This window comes from Paenibacillus mendelii (genome assembly GCF_024498075.1).
Classification (GTDB): domain Bacteria; phylum Bacillota; class Bacilli; order Paenibacillales; family Paenibacillaceae; genus Paenibacillus_Z; species Paenibacillus_Z mendelii.
The window spans coordinates 322,695-342,043 of the sequence record NZ_JANHOF010000001.1 but is presented as its reverse complement, the minus strand read 5'-3'; the positions used below and the strand labels follow the sequence as shown (position 1 = coordinate 342,043).

General features: G+C 49.6%; 14 protein-coding genes. 13 read left to right on the top strand and 1 reads right to left on the bottom strand.

Features of this window, described 5'->3' with window-relative positions; genetic code table 11:
* The first annotated feature begins 146 nt into the window (after positions 1 to 146).
* From NNL21_RS01525 to NNL21_RS01505, 5 genes are all read left to right on the top strand, one after another.
* Positions 147 to 1,373, top strand: coding sequence for a cellulase family glycosylhydrolase (locus tag NNL21_RS01525; RefSeq protein WP_204815632.1), 1,227 nt, complete (start codon positions 147 to 149; stop codon positions 1,371 to 1,373).
* Between the two features lie 597 nt (positions 1,374 to 1,970).
* Positions 1,971 to 2,825: a VOC family protein gene (locus tag NNL21_RS01520; protein WP_204815631.1), complete on the top strand. Its 855-nt coding sequence runs from the start codon at positions 1,971 to 1,973 to the stop codon at positions 2,823 to 2,825.
* Between the two features lie 25 nt (positions 2,826 to 2,850).
* The gene (locus NNL21_RS01515; protein ID WP_204815630.1) at positions 2,851 to 3,213 is read left to right on the top strand and encodes a VOC family protein; all 363 of its coding nucleotides are present in this window, start codon (positions 2,851 to 2,853) and stop codon (positions 3,211 to 3,213) included.
* Between the two features lie 34 nt (positions 3,214 to 3,247).
* Entirely contained in the window at positions 3,248 to 3,646 is a 399-nt protein-coding gene (locus NNL21_RS01510) for a VOC family protein (RefSeq protein WP_204815629.1), read from the top strand.
* 21 nt (positions 3,647 to 3,667) lie between these two features.
* Positions 3,668 to 4,207, top strand: coding sequence for an AAA family ATPase (locus NNL21_RS01505; RefSeq protein WP_204815628.1), 540 nt, complete (start codon positions 3,668 to 3,670; stop codon positions 4,205 to 4,207).
* A gap of 14 nt (positions 4,208 to 4,221) precedes the next feature.
* On the opposite strand, the gene NNL21_RS01500 is transcribed toward NNL21_RS01505, so the two are convergent.
* The gene (locus tag NNL21_RS01500; protein ID WP_204815627.1) at positions 4,222 to 5,091 is read right to left on the bottom strand and encodes an AraC family transcriptional regulator; all 870 of its coding nucleotides are present in this window, start codon (positions 5,089 to 5,091) and stop codon (positions 4,222 to 4,224) included.
* A 285-nt stretch (positions 5,092 to 5,376) separates the two neighbouring features.
* Between NNL21_RS01500 and NNL21_RS01495 the strand changes: the two genes are divergently transcribed.
* From NNL21_RS01495 to NNL21_RS01460, 8 genes are all read left to right on the top strand, one after another.
* Positions 5,377 to 6,849, top strand: a complete 1,473-nt coding sequence (locus NNL21_RS01495; protein WP_204815626.1) for a DUF6298 domain-containing protein — start codon at positions 5,377 to 5,379, stop codon at positions 6,847 to 6,849.
* Positions 6,850 to 7,211: 362 nt separating this feature from the next.
* On the top strand, positions 7,212 to 8,216 hold the full coding sequence (locus NNL21_RS01490; RefSeq protein ID WP_204815625.1) for a phosphotransferase enzyme family protein: 1,005 nt from the start codon (positions 7,212 to 7,214) through the stop codon (positions 8,214 to 8,216).
* A 125-nt stretch (positions 8,217 to 8,341) separates the two neighbouring features.
* Positions 8,342 to 8,818: a GNAT family N-acetyltransferase gene (locus tag NNL21_RS01485; protein WP_256555001.1), complete on the top strand. Its 477-nt coding sequence runs from the start codon at positions 8,342 to 8,344 to the stop codon at positions 8,816 to 8,818.
* Between the two features lie 16 nt (positions 8,819 to 8,834).
* Positions 8,835 to 9,848 (top strand): S66 family peptidase, encoded by a 1,014-nt coding sequence (locus NNL21_RS01480; RefSeq protein WP_204815624.1) that lies wholly within the window; start codon positions 8,835 to 8,837, stop codon positions 9,846 to 9,848.
* 267 nt (positions 9,849 to 10,115) lie between these two features.
* Positions 10,116 to 11,030 carry an ABC transporter permease gene (locus NNL21_RS01475; protein WP_204815623.1) on the top strand — a complete coding sequence of 305 codons (915 nt, stop codon included), beginning with the start codon at positions 10,116 to 10,118 and terminating at the stop codon, positions 11,028 to 11,030.
* An 87-nt stretch (positions 11,031 to 11,117) separates the two neighbouring features.
* Positions 11,118 to 11,996: a carbohydrate ABC transporter permease gene (locus NNL21_RS01470; protein ID WP_204815622.1), complete on the top strand. Its 879-nt coding sequence runs from the start codon at positions 11,118 to 11,120 to the stop codon at positions 11,994 to 11,996.
* A 64-nt stretch (positions 11,997 to 12,060) separates the two neighbouring features.
* Positions 12,061 to 13,629, top strand: coding sequence for an ABC transporter substrate-binding protein (locus tag NNL21_RS01465; protein ID WP_204815621.1), 1,569 nt, complete (start codon positions 12,061 to 12,063; stop codon positions 13,627 to 13,629).
* 59 nt (positions 13,630 to 13,688) lie between these two features.
* Complete coding sequence (locus NNL21_RS01460) at positions 13,689 to 19,244, top strand: NPCBM/NEW2 domain-containing protein (RefSeq protein WP_204815620.1); 5,556 nt, start codon at positions 13,689 to 13,691, stop codon at positions 19,242 to 19,244.
* Positions 19,245 to 19,349 lie beyond the last annotated feature (105 nt).

Below are 19,349 nucleotides of genomic sequence, written 5' to 3'. Positions count from 1 at the left end.
AACGAAGTAACATTAATAAAATAAATTTTATTAACTAAAATATTAACAGACAGGAGGTGATGCTGAGAAGGTGGTTATTGGGTCTGAAAGGTAACATGACATCATGGAATCACTCAGACATTCATAAGTGGAGGAGGAAATTGAAAATGAAGAAAACGAAGAAAACGAAGAAAACGATGTTGTTTACACTTGCCTTGGCACTCGTCATGCTGATCCTCGTGCAAGGCGTCAGTTATGCATCATCAGGCGGCAAGCCTGGTCAGAAGCAGCTGGGCCTGCAGGTTAACGAAGGCGGGATATTGATTAAGGACGGCAAGCCTTACAGAGGTATTGGCGTCAATTTTTTCGATGCTTTCATCCGGGCTTTAGATGATCCGAACACCACAAGTTACCGCGAGGGTTTTCAAGCGCTGGGGGAGTATGACATTCCTTTCGCACGTTTCTCAGTAGGGGGCTACTGGCCGATTCAATGGAAAATGTACAAAGAAGACAAAGAGCGTTATTTTCAAATTCTCGATGATGTCGTCCAATCGGCAGAGGATAATCATGTCGGTCTGATCCCGTCGTTCTTCTGGTCTTTCGCCGCTGCGGATTTGGCGGGAGATCCTATGAACCGCTGGGGCATCCCGAGCAGTAATCTCCATCAATTCATGAAGACGTATGTTCGCGAGGTCGTAACTCGCTACAAAGATTCGCCGGCTATCTGGGGCTGGGAATTCGGGAATGAATACAATCTATCCTCTGATCTGCCGAATGCAAGCGACTGGCGTCCTCCGGTGATTCCCGAGCTGGGTACCCCAACTTCGCGCAGTGCAGAGGATGAGTTGACGCATTCCATGATTCGGACGGCATTCACGGAATTTGCCAAAGAGGTTCGTAAATATGATCCAAATCGAATCATCATATCCGGAAACAGCATTCCGCGGGCTTCTGAGTGGCATCAAGAGCAGTACTTGTCATGGGAGCAGGATACGGAAGAACAATTCGCCGAAATGCTGAATAAGGATAACCCGAATCCGATGAATACGATCAGTGTCCATATTTATGATAAGGAAGAAACACGCTTCTCCAGAACTGTTCCCGTAGAAGAGCTGCTGAATAAATTAATGAAGGTTTCGAAGAAGGCGAAGAAGCCATTGTTTGTCGGGGAGTTCGGTGCAGGTGAAGACCAAGGACATGAAGCAGCACAACAAAGCTTCGAGCGATTAATTACAGCGATCGATGAAGCGAAGGTGCCTCTCGCAGCTGTGTGGGTGTTCGACTTGTCCAACCAGCCTACCAATACGATCACGCCTACGAACAATAGATCCTATCAGCTGGATCGGATCCAGGAAATCAATGAATCACCTGGAAGCGGGCATCACGGGCATTAAGGATAGCCATTCCGTGATGTTATTATGCTATTGGGATGAGCTATAGGAGTCTAATATTCGAACAAAGGAACCCGCCGTCCGTGGCGGGTTCCTTTGTTGCGTTCTAATCCTTGCAAGCAGGTCTCGAAGAGTTACAATGCTACTGCCCCTTGCGGGTCTAAGGTAATTCCAGCGCCCGATTAGTAAATTATGCGGCAAGAGCGAGAAGGCATTATCCATTGAGCGGGCATGCGTCGTATGTCCACTTACGGTATCGGTTAGACCGACCCATATGGAGCTCTCTTTATAAATTGAAGCCCAGGCGATCGCTTGCTTTACGCCCCCGCCGGTTTTGGCCTTATAATACTTTTTGTAATAGCCGGTACGCGATAGGTCTGATTCGTTCTCCACAAACAGCCAGTAAGGGTTTGCGCCTGAGATCTGCCGGCTGCCGCTGGAATCCGTGGTCGTGAGCGACTGCATATAGCCGTTTCGGCTGCACAATGGTGACAGGGCATGCAGTAATATGGAAAATATTTCTTGAAAAACGAACATGTGTGCGGTATTCTATTAATGAATTTCATAACGGAGTTGTCGAACCTAAGGAGGAGACAGTCGATGAGTGGGTTCCTTAAGAAAGTCGAGCAGGATGACTCCTATACCATTCCCGCCGTTCTGTTCGATGGTGGTACGATCAATGTGAGGATGGAAGAGCATGAAGAAGCAATCGAATGGTGTCAACGCGTACTGGGGCTCCAGATCACCCAACAGGAAAATTGGACTCCGGGCCCGGACGCAGTCATCGGTAAGATGACCCATATGGGTATGGGATTGTGGATAGAATCCGGCAGAGCGGCGGATGGAACCCCTGCACCAGCAGTGGTTCGTGAACCTCTCGATTCTACAATCCTATGGTATTGGCGCACTCGAAATTTACGATCGACGAAACAAGAACTCCATCGCCAGGGCGTACAGACTTCAGAGAACTATACGGATCATGCGGGTAATGAAGTTTTTAACTTCCGGTTTATGAATTCCGGAACGTGGTTATCGGCTATTGAAGATCCTTCATTAGATGGAGATGTATTCTCCGATTCTAATGTAACCCGGATCAAGGTCAAGCATTTGCGCCAATCCATAGAATGGTATAAACAATACCTGGGCATGGCAGTCTCTGCGGAGCCTGCTATGAATTCCTATTGTGAGATGACGCTGGGAATCAACCACCACCCTGAAGGCCGGTACATATGGATGCTTGCGGAAGACTCGAATTGGACCGATCATGGCCCGCTCGATGGATTATTTCGTACACGGAGTTTTATCGCGGATCGAGAGGCATTCTTTAACTACTATCAATTCCTGAAGGACAGCGGGAATCTTGTTTCAGAGATGGGCGGATACGTGTTGCGCGGAAGAGTATACTTCCATGTCTATGATCCAGATGGCAATCGATTCGATATCAGTCATTGTTAAATAAACATATGAGGCGGTGTAAAGTATGAGTGGACAAGTTGTAGATAAATTTATCGAACGTATCGATGCTGTTTTCCTGCCCGTTCGAAACCTTCAAGAATCGCTGTCGTGGTATCAGGAGGTATTCGGTTTTGAGTTGCGCTGGAAGAACGAAAGAATGGGCGGCCTTGCCATTGCTCCTAATTGCGGTTTCCATCTGGTGCAAATTTCTGATTTTCAGCCGATTCATCAATACACGCCATTTAACTTTGTCGTTCAAGATGTTGAACAGGTGAGAACGAGATTAATAGACAGAGGGGTTACGGTCTCAGAGCTAAGACATGGCGAGCCCAAGCGGTTTGATCTCACAGATGTGAATGGCAACATGATCAGTGTGATTCAATTGTAATTCGCGCTTCTTATTTCACCTGGAGGTGTCTTCCGTGAAAGAACCGATTGCTCTGATTCACAGTAACTTGAAGTACGCATCGCAAGTGCTGGTTGTTAAGGATCTATCAGAAGCTCAGCAATATTACAGGGATGTACTGGGGTTCACCATCGATGGCGATTTTGTGAGGCGGGACGGCGTTCATTTTCTATTCAAAGAGAACCGGTCCGTGGGAGCTGTTCGTCCGAATTCACACATAGATGTGGTTCTGGACACCTACATATGGGTTAATGACGTGGATGCAATCTATGCGGAGTTAAGGAGCAAGGGCGCCAATATTATTTTCGGACCGATGAATATGGATTACAATATGCGGGATCTATTGATAGAGGACCTCTATGGATACCGGCTCTGCTTCGGGGGGCCGATCAGGGAAGGTGCAGATATCTATTAAAATCCCAATTGGAGGATAATTATGTTACTAGATGACCCTGGGATTATTCTTGTTACTGGGATCATGGCGAGCGGCAAATCTACTGTAGCACAATTATTAGCCGAGCAGTTCGAGCAGTCGGTGCATTTGCGCGGTGATCTGTTTCGGAGAATGATTGTCAATAATCGCAAAGAAGTAGAGCCGGATGCAGATGATCATGTTCTTGAACAATTGCGGTTACGGTACCGATTAGCCGCCCAAGCTGCAGATACGTACAGGAAAGCCGGATTTACGGTCATTGTTCAGGACGTTGTAATCGGTAAGATGCTGAATGATTTTGTGTCTTTTATTCAGAGCCGGCCATTCTATGTCGTTGTTCTATGCCCTAATACGGCTGCCGTTGCCGAGAGGGAAGCGAACCGTGCCAAGAAAGGATACGGTTCCTGGACGGTGTCCGCCTTGGACGATGTGCTCCGCAATGAGACTCCACCTCTTGGGTTGTGGCTCGATTCATCGGCCTGGACGCCGGAACAAACCGTTCAAGAAATAATGAAGCGACTGGAAGAGGCAAGACTCGCTTAGCTGGGTCTAGAATATTAGACACCTTCCGCATACAATCGATATTTCAGGGGTGTAACACCTGTCAGCTTCTTGAAATCCCGAATATAGACGTTGACGTTCTCGAATCCGACTTCGAAAGCGACTTCAGTGACCTGCTTCGCAGACTTCTTCAACAAGTGCTTAGAACGGTCGATGCGAAGTCGGATGAGGTATTCTTGCGCCGACGTACCCGTGATCCGTTTAAACAATCGGGAGAAGTAGTTTTCATTGAATCCTGCATGCCGCGCGATTTCCGTGACGCTGAAGTCAGCGCGGCACATTTGATTTTCCATGAATCGAACGGCGTCATCAATGACCTGCCGATGATATTCCGATTTGCGGGTATGCGGGTTGTTCCGATTCAAGGCGAGCTCGGTCAGAATACGCATAATGTGAACGGGGATGACCAGGTCACTTCGATGGTTTCCCTCTTCGACATGACTAATTATTTGATCAAAACAGTAGTTAAATTCAGTTGAATGAACGAGCAATGCGGGCGTCAAGCCGTTCGAATTGATCGTATCGTAGAAAGCCGGACAACCGGCTCCTTTAATATGCAGGAAGCGAAACTTCCACTCCCCCGCTGGACCTGTGCAGTAATGATGTTGTTCGTTGCAGTCGATCAGGATAACCTGATTTTTCTCGAGCGTGTATCTCTTTCCTTTATACGTGAGGATTCCGCTGCCTGCATCTGTGTAGATGATCTGGTAGTTTTTTTGTCCTTCCCGCTCAGTATAGAAGTCTTTGGCAAAATGCACATTCCCGATCGTGCATAACTGATAGGGCAGTTTACTGGAGACGGACAGCGGCGTAAATGGAATAATGATAGGCTCTTCAATATTATCGAAGTGGTATCTCGTCTTCATATGAACCGGCGCCTCCTATAAAGTCATATTTCGTATATTTAAGGTAAGATGATGTAAATGACAATGGATGTATAAGCCTTACAATAGAAGTATATCACTTCTAAGTGATTCTACAATTCTAGGTAAAACGTCCATACTTTGTATCGCCATCTGGCATTGCGCGGGGCCATACGTTCTGAGTGGTTGAGGTGCAGCTTCTGGACTCCAGGCAGTTGGGCATCGGCATATAAGGTGTTTGAGCTCAAACGTACCGATTAAACGAAGACGAGAGGAGCAACTGCAATCATGTCTACGCCTATTCGAATTCATCCGGACAATTCCAAACTATTTGAATTTCGCGACAAGCCGCTCGTATTGCTCTGTGCGACGGAGCACTACGGTGCGGTTATGAATCGCCCGTTTGATTATGCAAGCTATTTGAAGGACGCCCGTGACAAACAACAAACGTTGACCCGGCTGTTTGTCCTGTTTCGCGAGTTGCAGAGCGCAATGAATCCATACTCGACCTGCAAACCGGAATCCCCCGATTATATTGCGCCCTTCGCCCGGACCGGCCAAGGAAAGGCCTTGGATGGGCAGCCTCTATACGATCTTGATCAATGGAACCCGGAGTTCTTCGATCGCTTGCACGGGTTTATGTCGATGGCATCGGAATACGGCATCGTCGTGGAGCTTGTCCTGCTAAGCAATACTTACGGGCCCGATGTGTGGGCATTAAATCCGCTAAACGCGAAAAACAATATTAATGGTACAGAGGAGATCGAATGGCCGGATTATATGTCATTGCGGCATCCCCAATTACGCAGAAGGCAGCTGGATCATGTTCGTAAGATCGTAGAGGAGACGAACAAATACGATAATTTGATTTATGAGATTTGCAACGAGCCCGGTGGGGCTGTCGCAGCCGATGCCCGTTTTCCCGTTCCGTCCGAGGTTAACGAGTGGCAGGCTGCGATTGCGCGAACGATCCGCGATACGGAGGCCGGGCTGCCGAACAAGCATCTCATCGTAGGGCAGGAGGCGTTTACATATACCCCTTGGGAGCAATCATCGGACCTGTCCTTCCGCGGAGAACTGTTCGATACCGTTAATATTCATCCATTGCCCAATACGACATATGGCGGCAAAGACTATCATATGGGCGAGTTTATGTCCAAGCAGCTCAAGCTGCGTCCGTTTCGGGACTACTGCTTGGCTGTTTACGGCGAGCGCAAGCCTCTGAATATGGACGAGGACAACATTGCCAGCCAGTATAAGGATCTAGATGGCTGGACGATTCATCGCAAGCGCGCATGGACAGCGCTGCTCAGCGGTGCGCATTACGATGTAATTGATTTCTCCATCATCAATTACTGTCCGGCGGGTACACCTCAATCGCAGCAGCATCTCCGCTCGTGGATGCGCAATCTTTCGGTCTTCGTTCATTCTTTCGATCTCGTGAACGCTCGTCCGTTAAGATCTCTTGTTACAGGTGTTCCCGAGCATATATTGGAAGCTGTGTTTGGTGTTGAAGGAGATGACATCGCGATCTACTTGGCGGACGAACGTGAACTGAATGAGGGAGCCGGTGAACCGGTTCAAGGCGGCAAGCTTGCCTTGACGCTGCCTCAGAACGAGTATTCGATGGTCTTCTATTCACCGGTATCTGGATTGTATTCTCCGGCAGTGACGGTAGGGGGCGGGGACCTGATTCTTGATTTGCCAGAGTTTCAGCATGACCTGCTTGTTCGGCTTACACTGACGGCTAGGACCCCGTGAGCCGTTCATCTCGACCTTCGAATCAATGCGTTGTGGTCAAAAACCATTATAGTTATTTTGTCGTTTGCTTCCAGCTGTAATCTGATGTAGCATGTATATATCTTCTGCTGAAGGGGTGATTGGCATGAAACGCCGGGCTATTTTTGCGATTGTTACGATTAAGGTGAATATGAACTGAATACCGCTGGCAGGCTTGCTGAGCCTGTTATTTCAATAGGATATCGCTGCTTATCATTCCGGAGGGATCTTGTTTGCCTTGCGAACCTCTACACTAGAATGACATGGACCGCAGGTGCATAGCCTTGCGGTCTTTTTGCGCGCAATAATAGACCTAACTCACCCCAAAGAGGAGCTGCATGCCCATGTTGAAGCTGAAATATCTGTTTAATAATACTGATTTAGCCGAGATGCTGTTGAGTAATTGGGAGTATGATCCGAAATCGCTAGATTTGTTTCAATATTATCGCATATCCTCGAATGCGGTATATCCGTTCCAATTCGAAAGTAAAACCGAGCTGCTGCGATTTGCCCCGGCCTCGGAGAAAGAGAGCGAGCATCTATTAGCGGAGCTCGACTTTATTGGCTATCTGCGAGCGAACCGGTATAACGCATTAGAACCGGTAATATCCAAGAAGGGGACTGAGCTGGTCGAGGCAAAGACGCCGTGGGGGGCATACTACGCCACCGTATTTAAGCGAGTATCGGGTATACCGATGAACGATACGGACTTTAGCGATTCGATTGTGCGCCGTCATGGTCAAGCATTGGGAAAGCTGCATCAGCTATCCAGTCGCTACGAATCCGGCAAGTACAAGAGATGGGCCTATACGGATGCTTTACAGTGGGTGCAAAATACGCTTGCTACTTTTCCGCTTGAAGCTGCGGCGCTTGCGGAAGTCCGGCTGCTGCAGGATTATTTCTCGTCAATTCCGGTCACCTCGGATAATTACGGACTGATCCACTACGACTTCGAATACGACAATGTGTTCTATGATGAAGAAAACGATAGCTGCCATGTGATAGACTTCGACGATGCCATGTACCACTGGTACGTGATGGATATTGTGCAGGCATTGGATAGCTTGCAAGACTGCATTCCTGCGGAACAATATGAGCATAAGAAGCGGCACTTTATGGATGGCTATCTTACAGAATACGAGATATCCGACGATATGCAGTCGATCATGCCGGCATGCAAGCGATTCGCCGCGTTATACGGCTATGCCCGCTTGGTCCGATCCTCTGCCGAACAATGGGAGAATGAGCCGGAATGGCTGCAACAATTAAGGGAAAGATGGGCTGCTGGCTTGCAGAAAGACGCCTTGGCGTTTGGGACGAAGCTGTCATTCATTCCTGATCCATCTTGATGATAACAGGCTGCCGCAGGGCAGCCTGTTGGTGTATGATGAAGCACAAGGGCAGCTTCGATAAACGCAGCTGGTAACTGAGGGATGTATGGAGTGATATCTATAATCTTACAGGAGGATTGCATATGATTATCGACATATATCGGGTACAACCGCAGGACAAGATACTCCTTCTACGTATGTTTGAGTTATATATGCATGATTTCTCGGAATATTTGGAGTTCGACTTAGATGAGAATGGCTTATATGGTTATCCATACTTGGATTTGTACTGGACAGAGCCGGGCCGGCATCCATTTCTGATTAAAGTGTCGGATAAGCTGGCCGGATTCGTCCTGGTTAGAACCGTTGATTCGGATCTGGGGCCGATTCACTCCATTGCCGAGTTTTTCATCGTTCGCAAATATCGCCGAAAGGGTATCGGCAAACAGGCGGCGCTCAAGATGTTTCATTCATTTCCCGGCAGATGGCGTGTGGTTCAAGTGGAGAGAAACTACCCGGCTCAAACGTTCTGGCGATCGGTCATTTCATCGTTTACGGAGGGCAAGTTCACTGATAAGGTAGAAGATACGACAATCGTACAGGAGTTTACGTCGGTATAATAGAGGAGAAATGAATATGATTCGATACCCGTTGCTATCAAGAGGAGCCACGATCGGAGTGACAGCCCCTTCGTCCGGATTGCCGGATGAATTGCATCCGCTGTTAAAGCTTGCATGCAGCCGCATGGAAAATAAGGGATATCGGATCGCTTATGGCGATACAGTCTGGACGCAAAGCAAAGCCAAATCTGCACCAGCCAGAATGCGCGCAGACGAATTTAATGAAATGATGCGAAACCAAGATGTGCATGCCATTATTCCGCCTTGGGGCGGGGAGCTATTGATTGAGATATTGGAAGCGCTGGAGTTTGAACATATGAGCGCAAAATGGATCTTGGGTTATTCGGATATCAGCTTGCTGCTGCTCGCGATCACCCTGCGAACGGGTATCGCCACTGCGCATGGAGTAAACTTGATTGACATGCGGGGAGAGTATCAGGATGCTACGACAGCTATGTGGCAGAATGTGCTGTCTACTGAAGCCGACGGATCGATCGTTCAACATTCCTCAACGAAATATCAGAAGGAATGGGATCATCATGACCCGTCGCCTTGTGTCTTTCATCTGACTGAACCAACCTGCTGGCAATCCGTAACCAACAGGGAAGTGAGGATGGAGGGGCGATTGCTTGGCGGATGTGTGGACGTGATCCGGCATCTGATCGGTACGCCGTATGGCGATGTCCGCGAATTCAGAGAACAATTCGTCAGTGGTGATCCCGTGATCTGGTATTTCGAGAATTGCGAATTAACGACAACGGATCTGCGCAGATCATTCGTTCAAATGAAGTTGGCCGGATGGTTCGAGCAATGCTCCGGTATTCTGATCGGCAGAAGCGGTGCCAATCAAGCGGTCAATGGCTATACGGCTGAAGATGTTTATCATGATCTGACGGATGAGCTTCAAGTCCCGATCGTCTATGACATCGATTGCGGTCATGTTCCACCGCAAATCACATTGATTAATGGCGCATATGCCAAAGTTCATGTGGAGGATGGTAAAGGAACGATTATACAACACTTTAGTTAGCAGTCATCTGCTATAAGAAAGTGAACGGCAAGCCGGTTCCCTTTAAGCAAGGGGGCCGGTTTTCTTGTTTCTGTACACGGCGGCTGGGCTTGGTCAACAGCGGGATCAAAAGATTTTGATATGAAATGAACAGTTCAAACACGGGTTTCTTAATAATTTAATATCATCTTAACAAACTGAAATTCCATTTTTCGGGCGCAGCCTATATGATTTGAAAGGTGACAACGCTTACACAACAAACGTAATTCAGGGGAGCGATTCAATGGTATGAACGGCATGTTCGAAGAACTGCGAAGAAACAAATGGTATTACCTCATGGCGCTGCCGGGTCTGTTATTCTTCCTGGTATTCTGCTATTTGCCGCTGCCGGGCATTCTGATTGCATTCAAAGATTATAACTTTGCGGATGGCATATTCGGGAGCAGATGGGTCGGGCTGCAGAACTTCGCGTTCTACTTTCAAGGCGATTACGCGTGGCGAACAACGTTCAATACGCTATTCATCAACGCCAACTACATTGTTTTTGGCACGATCGTAGCTGTGGCATTCGCCATCTTATTGAATGAAATTAGAAAGAGCTTCTTTCGCAGAATGTATCAAAGTCTGATGTTCCTGCCGTATTTCTTCTCGGCAATCGTCGTGGGTAATTTCGTCTACTTAATTTTCAGCTCCAAATACGGCATGTTTAATCAGCTTCTGCAGATGATGAATCAAGCTGCGATTGATTGGTACTCCGCAGCCGGCTATTGGGTGACCATTCTCGTCGGTGTTTTCATATGGAAAAATACGGGGTATGCCGTTATTCTTTATTTGGCCACAATCGTCGGCATCGACGATGAATTATATGAAGCGGCGGCACTGGATGGTGTGAACCGGTGGCAGAAAATCCGCTATATTACACTGCCGCTGCTTGTACCGACCGTCATTATTGTGACGCTGCTCGCCGCCGGTAAAATCTTTTACGGTGACTTCCAGACGATCTACTCCATTGTAGGCGATAATGGTTTGCTGTTTGAAACGACCGACGTGATCGACACTTACGTGTTCCGGGCCGTTAAGAATGTCGGTGACATCAGCATGCCGGCAGCCGTCGGATTATACCAGTCGTTATGCGGATTCCTCTTCGTTCTCGCCTGTAACTGGGCGGTCAAGAAGGTCAATAACGACAATGCGCTGTTCTAATATAGCGGTGAACAAGAGAACGTATCAGGTTCGTTGTTTGAGAAGCCCGAACCTGGTACAACAACAACTTTCATAGCGGAGGGTCCTATGACAGCCCCAAAAAAAAGAGTTTCCATCTCGCAAGCGATCTTCCATACGATCTTCATTGCATTCTGTGCGTTTACGACGATTCCGTTTCTGCTTACGGTCATGGTATCGATTTCAGGTGAGTCCTCGGTATTCAAGAACGGGTATTCCCTCTTTCCCGAGACCTTCTCTTTAGACGCTTACCGGCTTATATTCTCCGGCGACGAAATTTGGAACGGTTACCTGATTTCCATTATCGTGACGCTGAGCGGAACAGTTCTTGGGCTGTTAATAAGCGCCATGCTGGCCAATGCCATGGCTATGCCAAAAGTGAAGTACCGCAACGGCATTGCCCTATTTATTTTCATTACGATGATCTTCAATGCAGGCCTGGTCCCGTGGTATATCTTCATTACCAAATATCTGCATCTGAAGGACACGATTGCGGCTTTAATTCTGCCGATGCTGATCAATCCGTTCAATGTGTTTCTCATTCGGAATTACTTCAAATCGCTGCCTCCTGCCTTGCTGGAATCGGCGGAGATCGAGGGTGCAGGCCCGTTCTACACCTTCACGAGAATTCTGCTCCCGCTCTCGGGGCCGATCATCGCTACAGTCGCTTTGTTCATTTCCCTTGCTTACTGGAATGACTGGGGACTCGCCTTGTGGCTGATCGACAGCCGGGAATTGTATCCGCTGCAGTTCATGCTGTTTAAGATTCAGTCCATGATCAACTTTATGAGCTCGAGTGGGAATATGGTTTCCGGCAGTCAGACGCTGCCCTCGGAAACGGCACAGATGGCAATGGTGCTTATCACGATTGGACCCATCATGCTTGTTTATCCGTTCATTCAGAAATATTTCGTGAAGGGCATCATGATCGGAGCAGTCAAAGGATAGGTTGTCTCCGTCCCAGGACGGTTCAACATACAGATTTAACCATCAAAAGGGAGGTTTATGATCAGTGAGAAGAAAGACAATGGTATCGCTTCTTATCTTGGCTCTTATGTTGACCGGGCTGCTTGCGGCATGCTCGAGCAAAGAAGAGAACACGCCGGATAAGAAGAATGACACGCAGAAAGAAGAGAACAAAGGGAATTCTGCAGGAAAAGAAGAGAATAAAGGCGAATCTGCAGGAAAAGAAGAGAAGGTTAGCGGAACCGTCAAGGTGGTGCTTCCCGGCGATGCTCCGAAGGATTTGGAGAATGTGAAGAAGGCCATCGAAGATAAGATGCATGCAGATGGTTTGGATCTTAATCTTGAATTCACGTACTTTCCGTGGGATCAATACAACAACAAGCTTAATCTGATCGCTGCCTCGGGAGAAAAATATGATCTGGCTTGGACACATGTGAGCTGGCTCTCTCAAATCGTCTCGAAGCATGTGGTAGCGCCGCTGGACGATTGGCTTGAGACGAATGGCAAGGAACTGAAGGAGAGCATTCCATCTGCCAATTGGTCGAGTTCCTCCATTGATAACAAGATCTATGGCATTCCGACGCTCGTTCCGACAGCCGAGAATAATAACTTCTTCGCGATTCGCGGGGATTTGCGGAAGAAGTACAATCTGCCGGAAATTCAGACGTTGGCTGATTTCGAAGCCTACCTGGATGCCATTAAGAAGAACGAGAAGGGTATGGTACCGATCGCTAACGACGGCAGCCGGGCGCTGCTGCGGGAATTCGGTAACGTGTACCTGCCGCTTGGCGACATGGGAGCCGGACCGGGATATATTGATCCGGCCGATCCGGAGCTGAAGGTTCGTAATTTCTACGACTCCGACATTTTCAAAAACATTGTGAATACGAAGAGAAAATGGTATGTGAACGGCTGGATGCCGAAGGATGCACAAGAAATCAAAGATCCAGAAGCCGCACTGAACAATGGCAAGCTCGGAGCCATATGGTCCAACGTGCTCAAGACGACTGAACGTATAGACGCCTTCAAGAAAACGCTCCCGGACGGAACGCTGGAAGATGTATTCCTGAATCCGGATAAGCCGAAGTATGTCTTCGATGCGGCATCGAATCTGCTGTCTGTCTTCGCAACAAGCAAGAATCCCGAGGGTGCGGTCGCATTCATCAACTGGTTCCGCAGCAACCAAGAGAATTATGATTTGTTCTCTTATGGGGTCAAGGACGTCAACTATATTATGGATGGCAGCGCCATCTCGGTCGAGGGCATTGGCGAGCAGCAATCCTACAATCAGGTATATTGGGCATGGGATGATATCCGTTTGAAGCACTTCAGCAAGCATATCAGTCCGGAGTTTGTTGAGACACTGCAGAAGTGGGATGACGGAGCGGCCGAAGCGCCGACACTCGGATTCCGCTTCAATGCGGACCCTGTTAAAGCCGAGATCGCCCAAATCAGCGCGGTCGAGAAGGAATATGTCGATTCGGCCTATGCGGGATTCACGGATTACGATCAATTCTTCCCTAAATTCCAAAGCAAGCTGAAATCGGCTGGCATCGATAAGGTCATTGCAGAGATGCAGAAGCAATTGGATGAATTTCTGGCAGCTAAGAAATAAACAAAAGCGAGGTTAGATGAAAGGATACGAAACTCGAATATCAAGGAGGGATCTAAAGTATGCGCAAGATCAAGTCCGTCATACTTCCCGTGCTATGCGCGGTAGTACTGATCAGCCAGATGGCTTACATGCCGCTTTCGGCCAATACGGCTTATGGCAATGAAGGGACAGGGACAGCGGCTGCGACCGGAACCGCTGTGCTGCCTATGGAAGAGCTGCAGGAAGCGACAGAGCCGCCGGCAGGCGAACCGTCCACGGTGCAAGTGGAGCCTGTCATAGGGTCCGATTCAGGCACAGCGGTTGTTGCTGCATCCTCTTCGAACTTAGCATTGGGCAAACCGGTTACGGCCAGCAGCTCGCTGCCGCAGCATCTGCCTTCCTATCTAACCGACGGTCAGCTGAACCGGATGTGGTCGACGAGCGATACCGGCTGGCAGAGCAGCCCGATTACGGATGAATGGGCGATGGTCGATCTTGGCACCGTTCAAACCGTAAAGCGCTGGACGGTCTATCATGGGTCAACCGGAACTTGGGCGACGAAGGATTTTACCTTGGAATACAGCACCGGTGACGGGAATGGTCCTTGGGAAACGGCGGATACAGTCATCGGTAACACGGATACCATAACGGACCGTATTCTGGCCAGTGAAATTCAGGCTAGATACGTTCGGGTGCATGTCACGAAGAAAACGGCTGAAGGGGTAGATTGGCCGGCAGTTAGAATCAGTGAATTGGAGCTGTTCGCGCAAGCTGAAATTATTCCTGTTCTGTCAGCAGTTCCAGGCTCAGGAACAATACTGCCGGGTACGCAAGTAACGCTTAGCAGCTCGCCTGGCACATCTGCGATTTATTATACGAAGGATGGTTCGGATCCGGTAACGTCACCGACTCGGGTCAAGTATGCCGATCCGATCGTGATCGATTCCGATACCGAAATCAAGGCCGTTGCGATTGATGAAAGGGGAGGCGGCTTAAGTGAGGCAGGCACGTACACATACCGCATGCCGCAAGAAGACTTCTCTGAGTATCCCAATCTGGCACTTGGCGCTACCGCGACGATGACCGCAGCAGCCGGCTGGGGCAATGTAGCCGGACGCGCTATTGATGGCAATGCGTGGACTTACGCACAGCCGGAGCAGAATGTATTATGGGATTTGATCGTTGATCTGGGGTCCAGTCAGCCGGTCAACTATGCCGTGCTTCGTAAAAACCCGGATCATGTCAATTACATGAGCCGATTTACGATCGACGTCTCGGATGATGCACAGAACTGGACAACGGTGGCGGAGGAAACGGCCAATGACGACTTGAAGGATCAAGTTTACGGCTTCACGCCAACGAAAGCCCGCTACGTGAGACTGCATCAGCTGGAGAAGGTCGGGATCGCCACGGCGATCTGGGAGTTCGAGCTGTACAACTCGGCGGTGGCGCTGCCGGTGGACGCCGGCGTGCAGCCGGGGACTGTGCTGGATGGAACGGCTGTCGAGCTGTTCGGCGAACAGCCGGGTGCAACGATCTATTACACGACAGATGGCACCGATCCGATAACGTCGGAGACGAAGGCTGCTTATGAGGGTCCAGTTATTCTTCATAGTAATGCCATCGGTACGACAGTTAAGCTGCAAGCTTATGCCGCATTGGAAGGCAAAGAAAATAGCGAGGTGCGGGCATTCGCGTATCAAGTCGTTCCGCTGTCGGCCACACCTCCAGGCGGTGACATTGAGCAGGGGACAGCTGTTACTTTAGCAAGCAGCATGCAAGGCGCTGCAATCAGCTATACGCTGGATGGCACCGATCCGCAAACATCGCCGACCAAGCTTCCCTATGCGAATCCGATTGTAATAACGGATGACACGGAGATTCGTGCATATGTTACTGATGGAATCAAGACGAGTGATTCCGTTGCAATCTCGTACTTCATTCTGCGGGATGAGACGAATGCAGCGTTGAATAAAACGGCGACCGCATCGTCATCGGAAGCTTCAAAGCCGCCTGCAAGCGCGGTTGACGGGGAGACGAACAGCGCATGGTTAGCCGGCAACGGAGAAGCCAACAACTGGCTGCAAATTGACCTGGGCGGCGATTATGAGCTGACAGGAACGCAGATAACCTGGAATGAAGCAAAGAATTACAAATATAAAGTGGAAGTGTCCTCCGATGCCCTTCATTGGTATTTGGCAGCGGATCGGACAGACGTTGTCGGGCGTCAGCAAGTACGCAGAGACCGATTCCTCGAGACGGCAAGGCGTTATGTGCGCATATCCGTTACGGGTCTGGAGCCGGGAACCAAGGCTGGCATCCGTGAGTTCAATATTTGGGGCGCTCCGAATGAGCCGATGCCTCAAGTTCCGGTCGGTCCTGAAACGAACGGCTGGCCTAGACCGGTTATCGTGCCGCTTCCTTCAACGGTGAACGGTGTAGTCAAGCCGATCGTCAGCTTGGACGGAACGTGGAAGTTTAAGCAAAGTCCCGCGCAGGGTTTCTGGAAGGAAGGCGCGAGTACGTCAGATTGGTCTGATGTTAAGGTACCCGCCAATCTGGAGGTGCTCGGATTCGATATCCGCGGACCGCAAGGCGGAGACTGGTTCCCGGTTCGCAATATCGAGAATGCCTATCAGAAATCGGTTCTCATTCCGGAAAGCTTCGACGGGAACAAGGTGATGCTGCGGTTTGAAGCGGCCTTCAGTTATTCCCGTGTATGGGTGAACGGCCACTTAGTCCGTCAGCATCGGGGAGGCTTTACGACCTTCGACGCCGACATCACGGATTATGTGGTGCCAGGCGAGACCGCAATAATCACGGTCGGCCTGACTGCAGAGACGGGATTTGTCGAGTATCAGCATGTTCGGGGATTGGTCGGACAAGTGAAGCTATTTGCACTGCCGGTCGATCATGTGACACGCCTGCATACGAATACTGAATTTGACGCGACTTATACGAATGCCACTTTGAGCGTGACCGTTGGTATGGAGCTCGGTGAAGCGAATCAGGCTAATGTGGAACTAAAGCTAACTGATCCCAACGGCAAGCCGGTTTCCATCCAGCCTTCAGTTATTTCCTTGTCGAAGGAAGCTCCTGAGGTGACGGTTAACATTCCGGTAGAGCAGCCTGCAAAATGGGATGCCGAGCATCCAAGGCTGTATACGCTCAAGGCGACCACCAAGGTCAATGGAATTGCAGGAGAGTCTGTCATTCGGAAGGTTGGTTTCCGTTCGATCAAGGTTGAGGGGAATAAAATGCTCGTCAACGGGAAGGAAGTTAAGCTGCGCGGCGTGAATTGGCATCAATCCTCACCGCTGATCGGAATTGCAGCCGACCCGGAGCATGATCGCGAATCGCTGATCAAGCTGAAAGAAGCGAATGTGAACTATATTCGGGCTGCCCATTGGCCGCAGTACGAATACGTGCTGGATATCGCGGATGAGCTCGGCTTCTATGTCGAACAGGAGAACTCCATCATGTTCGTGAGCGACTCGCGCGCCAGTGATCCCAAATATTTGAACAACTATATGGGGCAATTATCGGAGACGATCGAGAAGGATCGCAGTCATCCGAGTATCGCGATCTGGTCGATCGGTAATGAAAGTGCTTGGGGCAGCAATCTGACGGCCAGCCATGATTATGTCAAGGCGATTGATCCGACAAGACCGGTCAAGTTCAGCTGGGGATTCAATGCTCCAGCCGGCTATACGGATCTGTTCAGTACCCATTACACGCCGTTCGGCCATCTATTCGGCACTCATGACAAACCTGAGCTGTATGACGAATATGCGCATGATTATACCTATTATGGCGACTGGATGGATGCCGATCCAGCCTACAGAGATTTCTATGGCGTTGCGATCAACCGTTTGTGGAACGACTTGTACGAGACGCCGGGTGTATTGGGCGGTGCCATCTGGCACTCCAGGGATTTGCGCTTCTATGGCCCGAACGGTATCTGGCAGGGCTTCGTGGTCAGCTGGGGCATTATCGACGAATGGAATCGGGAGAAGCCGGAATACTGGAACGTCAAGAAGGGCTATTCACCGGTCCGTATCAACATTGAAGCATTGCCGAATCCAGGTTCGAACAAGCCGCTGACGATACCGATCGAGAATCGCTACAATCATACGAATCTCAGCGAGATCACAATCGAATGGAGCGTCGGCAAGAACAAAGGGACGATCAAGGGTCCTTCCATCGAGCCGATGAGCAAAGGCCAATTCACGCTCCCAGCGAGGAATTGGAAAGACGGAGATTCGATTCGATTGAAGATTAAACGGAATGACGGTACAGTAGCGAATCCATTAGTGGACGAATATGTGCTGACGATTGGCCAAAAAACAGTGGAAGCTTGGGAAGTTAAAGGGAAAGCGCCTAAGGTGGATGATAACGGAAGTGAAATCAAGATAACCGGTAAAGACTTCAACGTTATCTTCAACAAGACCACAGGCATGATCCGGAAGGGCGAGTTTGAAGGGAAGACGGTTATAACCGGAGGGCCTTATCTGGATATGGGATACACCTCGAAGCTTGATCCATGGGTATTGTCAGGAATCAGCCATACCCGGACAGATAAAGAGGCCGTTGTAACGATCTCCGGGAACTATGGCCAAACAAGCGTAACGTTCAAGGTCAGTATAGACGGTAAAGGGCTCATTACGACAACGTATACCCTAACGAACCCGCCGTCATCCTATGATGCCGTAGGCGTCTCCTTCGACGCAGCGGCAGGTGCCGACCGAATGACATGGGATCGCGATGGAACCTGGTCCTATTATCCGGATAATCAACTTGGTCGAAATGCGGGTACAGCTTACAAGAATCGTGCCAAGGGTGTGGAGCAGTACGGAATCGAGCCTACATGGTCTTGGATCGAAGATGAGCGCAGCGGCTTGGGAACGACCGATTTCCGCTCCTCCAAGACGAATTTCTATTACGCCTCGCTGATCAATGGGAAGACGGGCAACCGTATTACCGCTCAAGGCGACGGAACAGGCTCAGTCAAGGCTTCGCTGAACGCGGACGGAACGGTACGATTCAGCATTCGTAACAATTGGTCCCATCCGGCAGGGTTTCCAGGGTGGGTGGAAGCGAATCCCGTTCAGAAGCCGATAATAGTCAATTCCGGCTATACGGGTACGGTTCGCATGAAAATGACGGACCGCGATGATTTCGATTTCGAGTACGTCGATGCACCTCAATACGTGAGCGATCTGGAATGGTCCAGCGCAACAACGGGCTGGGGCAGGGTGAGGAAAGACTTGAGTATCGGCGGCAATGTGCTGACTCTGTATGACGGTAAGGGCAGCCATTCGTATGACAAAGGCATCGGCACCCATGCGCAGTCGGAAATCAAGTACGCGATTGGCGGGAAAGGGTATAAACGGTTCACCGCAACCGTTGGCGTCGATCAGGAGAACTCCGGAGGAAGTGTCGTGTTCCAGGTTTGGGCAGATGGCGTCAAGCTGTTTGACAGCGGAATCATGAGCAACAAAACGCCGGCAAAACAAGTCGATGTCAGTCTTTCCGGCAGAAGTGAGTTGAAGCTCGTCGCCTTGGATGCCGGAGACGGCCAAGCAAGCGACCATGCTGACTGGGCTGACGCAAAGCTCCTGAAATCGCATAGATAATAGGAATTTGATACATGATGATGCAGCTTGTAATGCCCGGTCTTCTTCGTTCAGAGGAGGACCGGGCCTTATTTACCGTAACAGTATCTTTCGATAAGAAGGAAA

Coding starts and splice junctions, on each gene's coding strand:
- NNL21_RS01475 (WP_204815623.1), top strand. CDS start 10,116: ATGAACGGCATGTTCGAAGAACTGCGAAGAAACAAATGGTATTACCTC.
- NNL21_RS01500 (WP_204815627.1), bottom strand. CDS start 5,091: ATGAAGACGAGATACCACTTCGATAATATTGAAGAGCCTATCATTATT.
- NNL21_RS01480 (WP_204815624.1), top strand. CDS start 8,835: ATGATTCGATACCCGTTGCTATCAAGAGGAGCCACGATCGGAGTGACA.
- NNL21_RS01495 (WP_204815626.1), top strand. CDS start 5,377: ATGTCTACGCCTATTCGAATTCATCCGGACAATTCCAAACTATTTGAA.
- NNL21_RS01515 (WP_204815630.1), top strand. CDS start 2,851: ATGAGTGGACAAGTTGTAGATAAATTTATCGAACGTATCGATGCTGTT.
- NNL21_RS01505 (WP_204815628.1), top strand. CDS start 3,668: ATGTTACTAGATGACCCTGGGATTATTCTTGTTACTGGGATCATGGCG.
- NNL21_RS01460 (WP_204815620.1), top strand. CDS start 13,689: ATGCGCAAGATCAAGTCCGTCATACTTCCCGTGCTATGCGCGGTAGTA.
- NNL21_RS01520 (WP_204815631.1), top strand. CDS start 1,971: ATGAGTGGGTTCCTTAAGAAAGTCGAGCAGGATGACTCCTATACCATT.
- NNL21_RS01485 (WP_256555001.1), top strand. CDS start 8,342: ATGATTATCGACATATATCGGGTACAACCGCAGGACAAGATACTCCTT.
- NNL21_RS01470 (WP_204815622.1), top strand. CDS start 11,118: ATGACAGCCCCAAAAAAAAGAGTTTCCATCTCGCAAGCGATCTTCCAT.
- NNL21_RS01525 (WP_204815632.1), top strand. CDS start 147: ATGAAGAAAACGAAGAAAACGAAGAAAACGATGTTGTTTACACTTGCC.
- NNL21_RS01490 (WP_204815625.1), top strand. CDS start 7,212: ATGTTGAAGCTGAAATATCTGTTTAATAATACTGATTTAGCCGAGATG.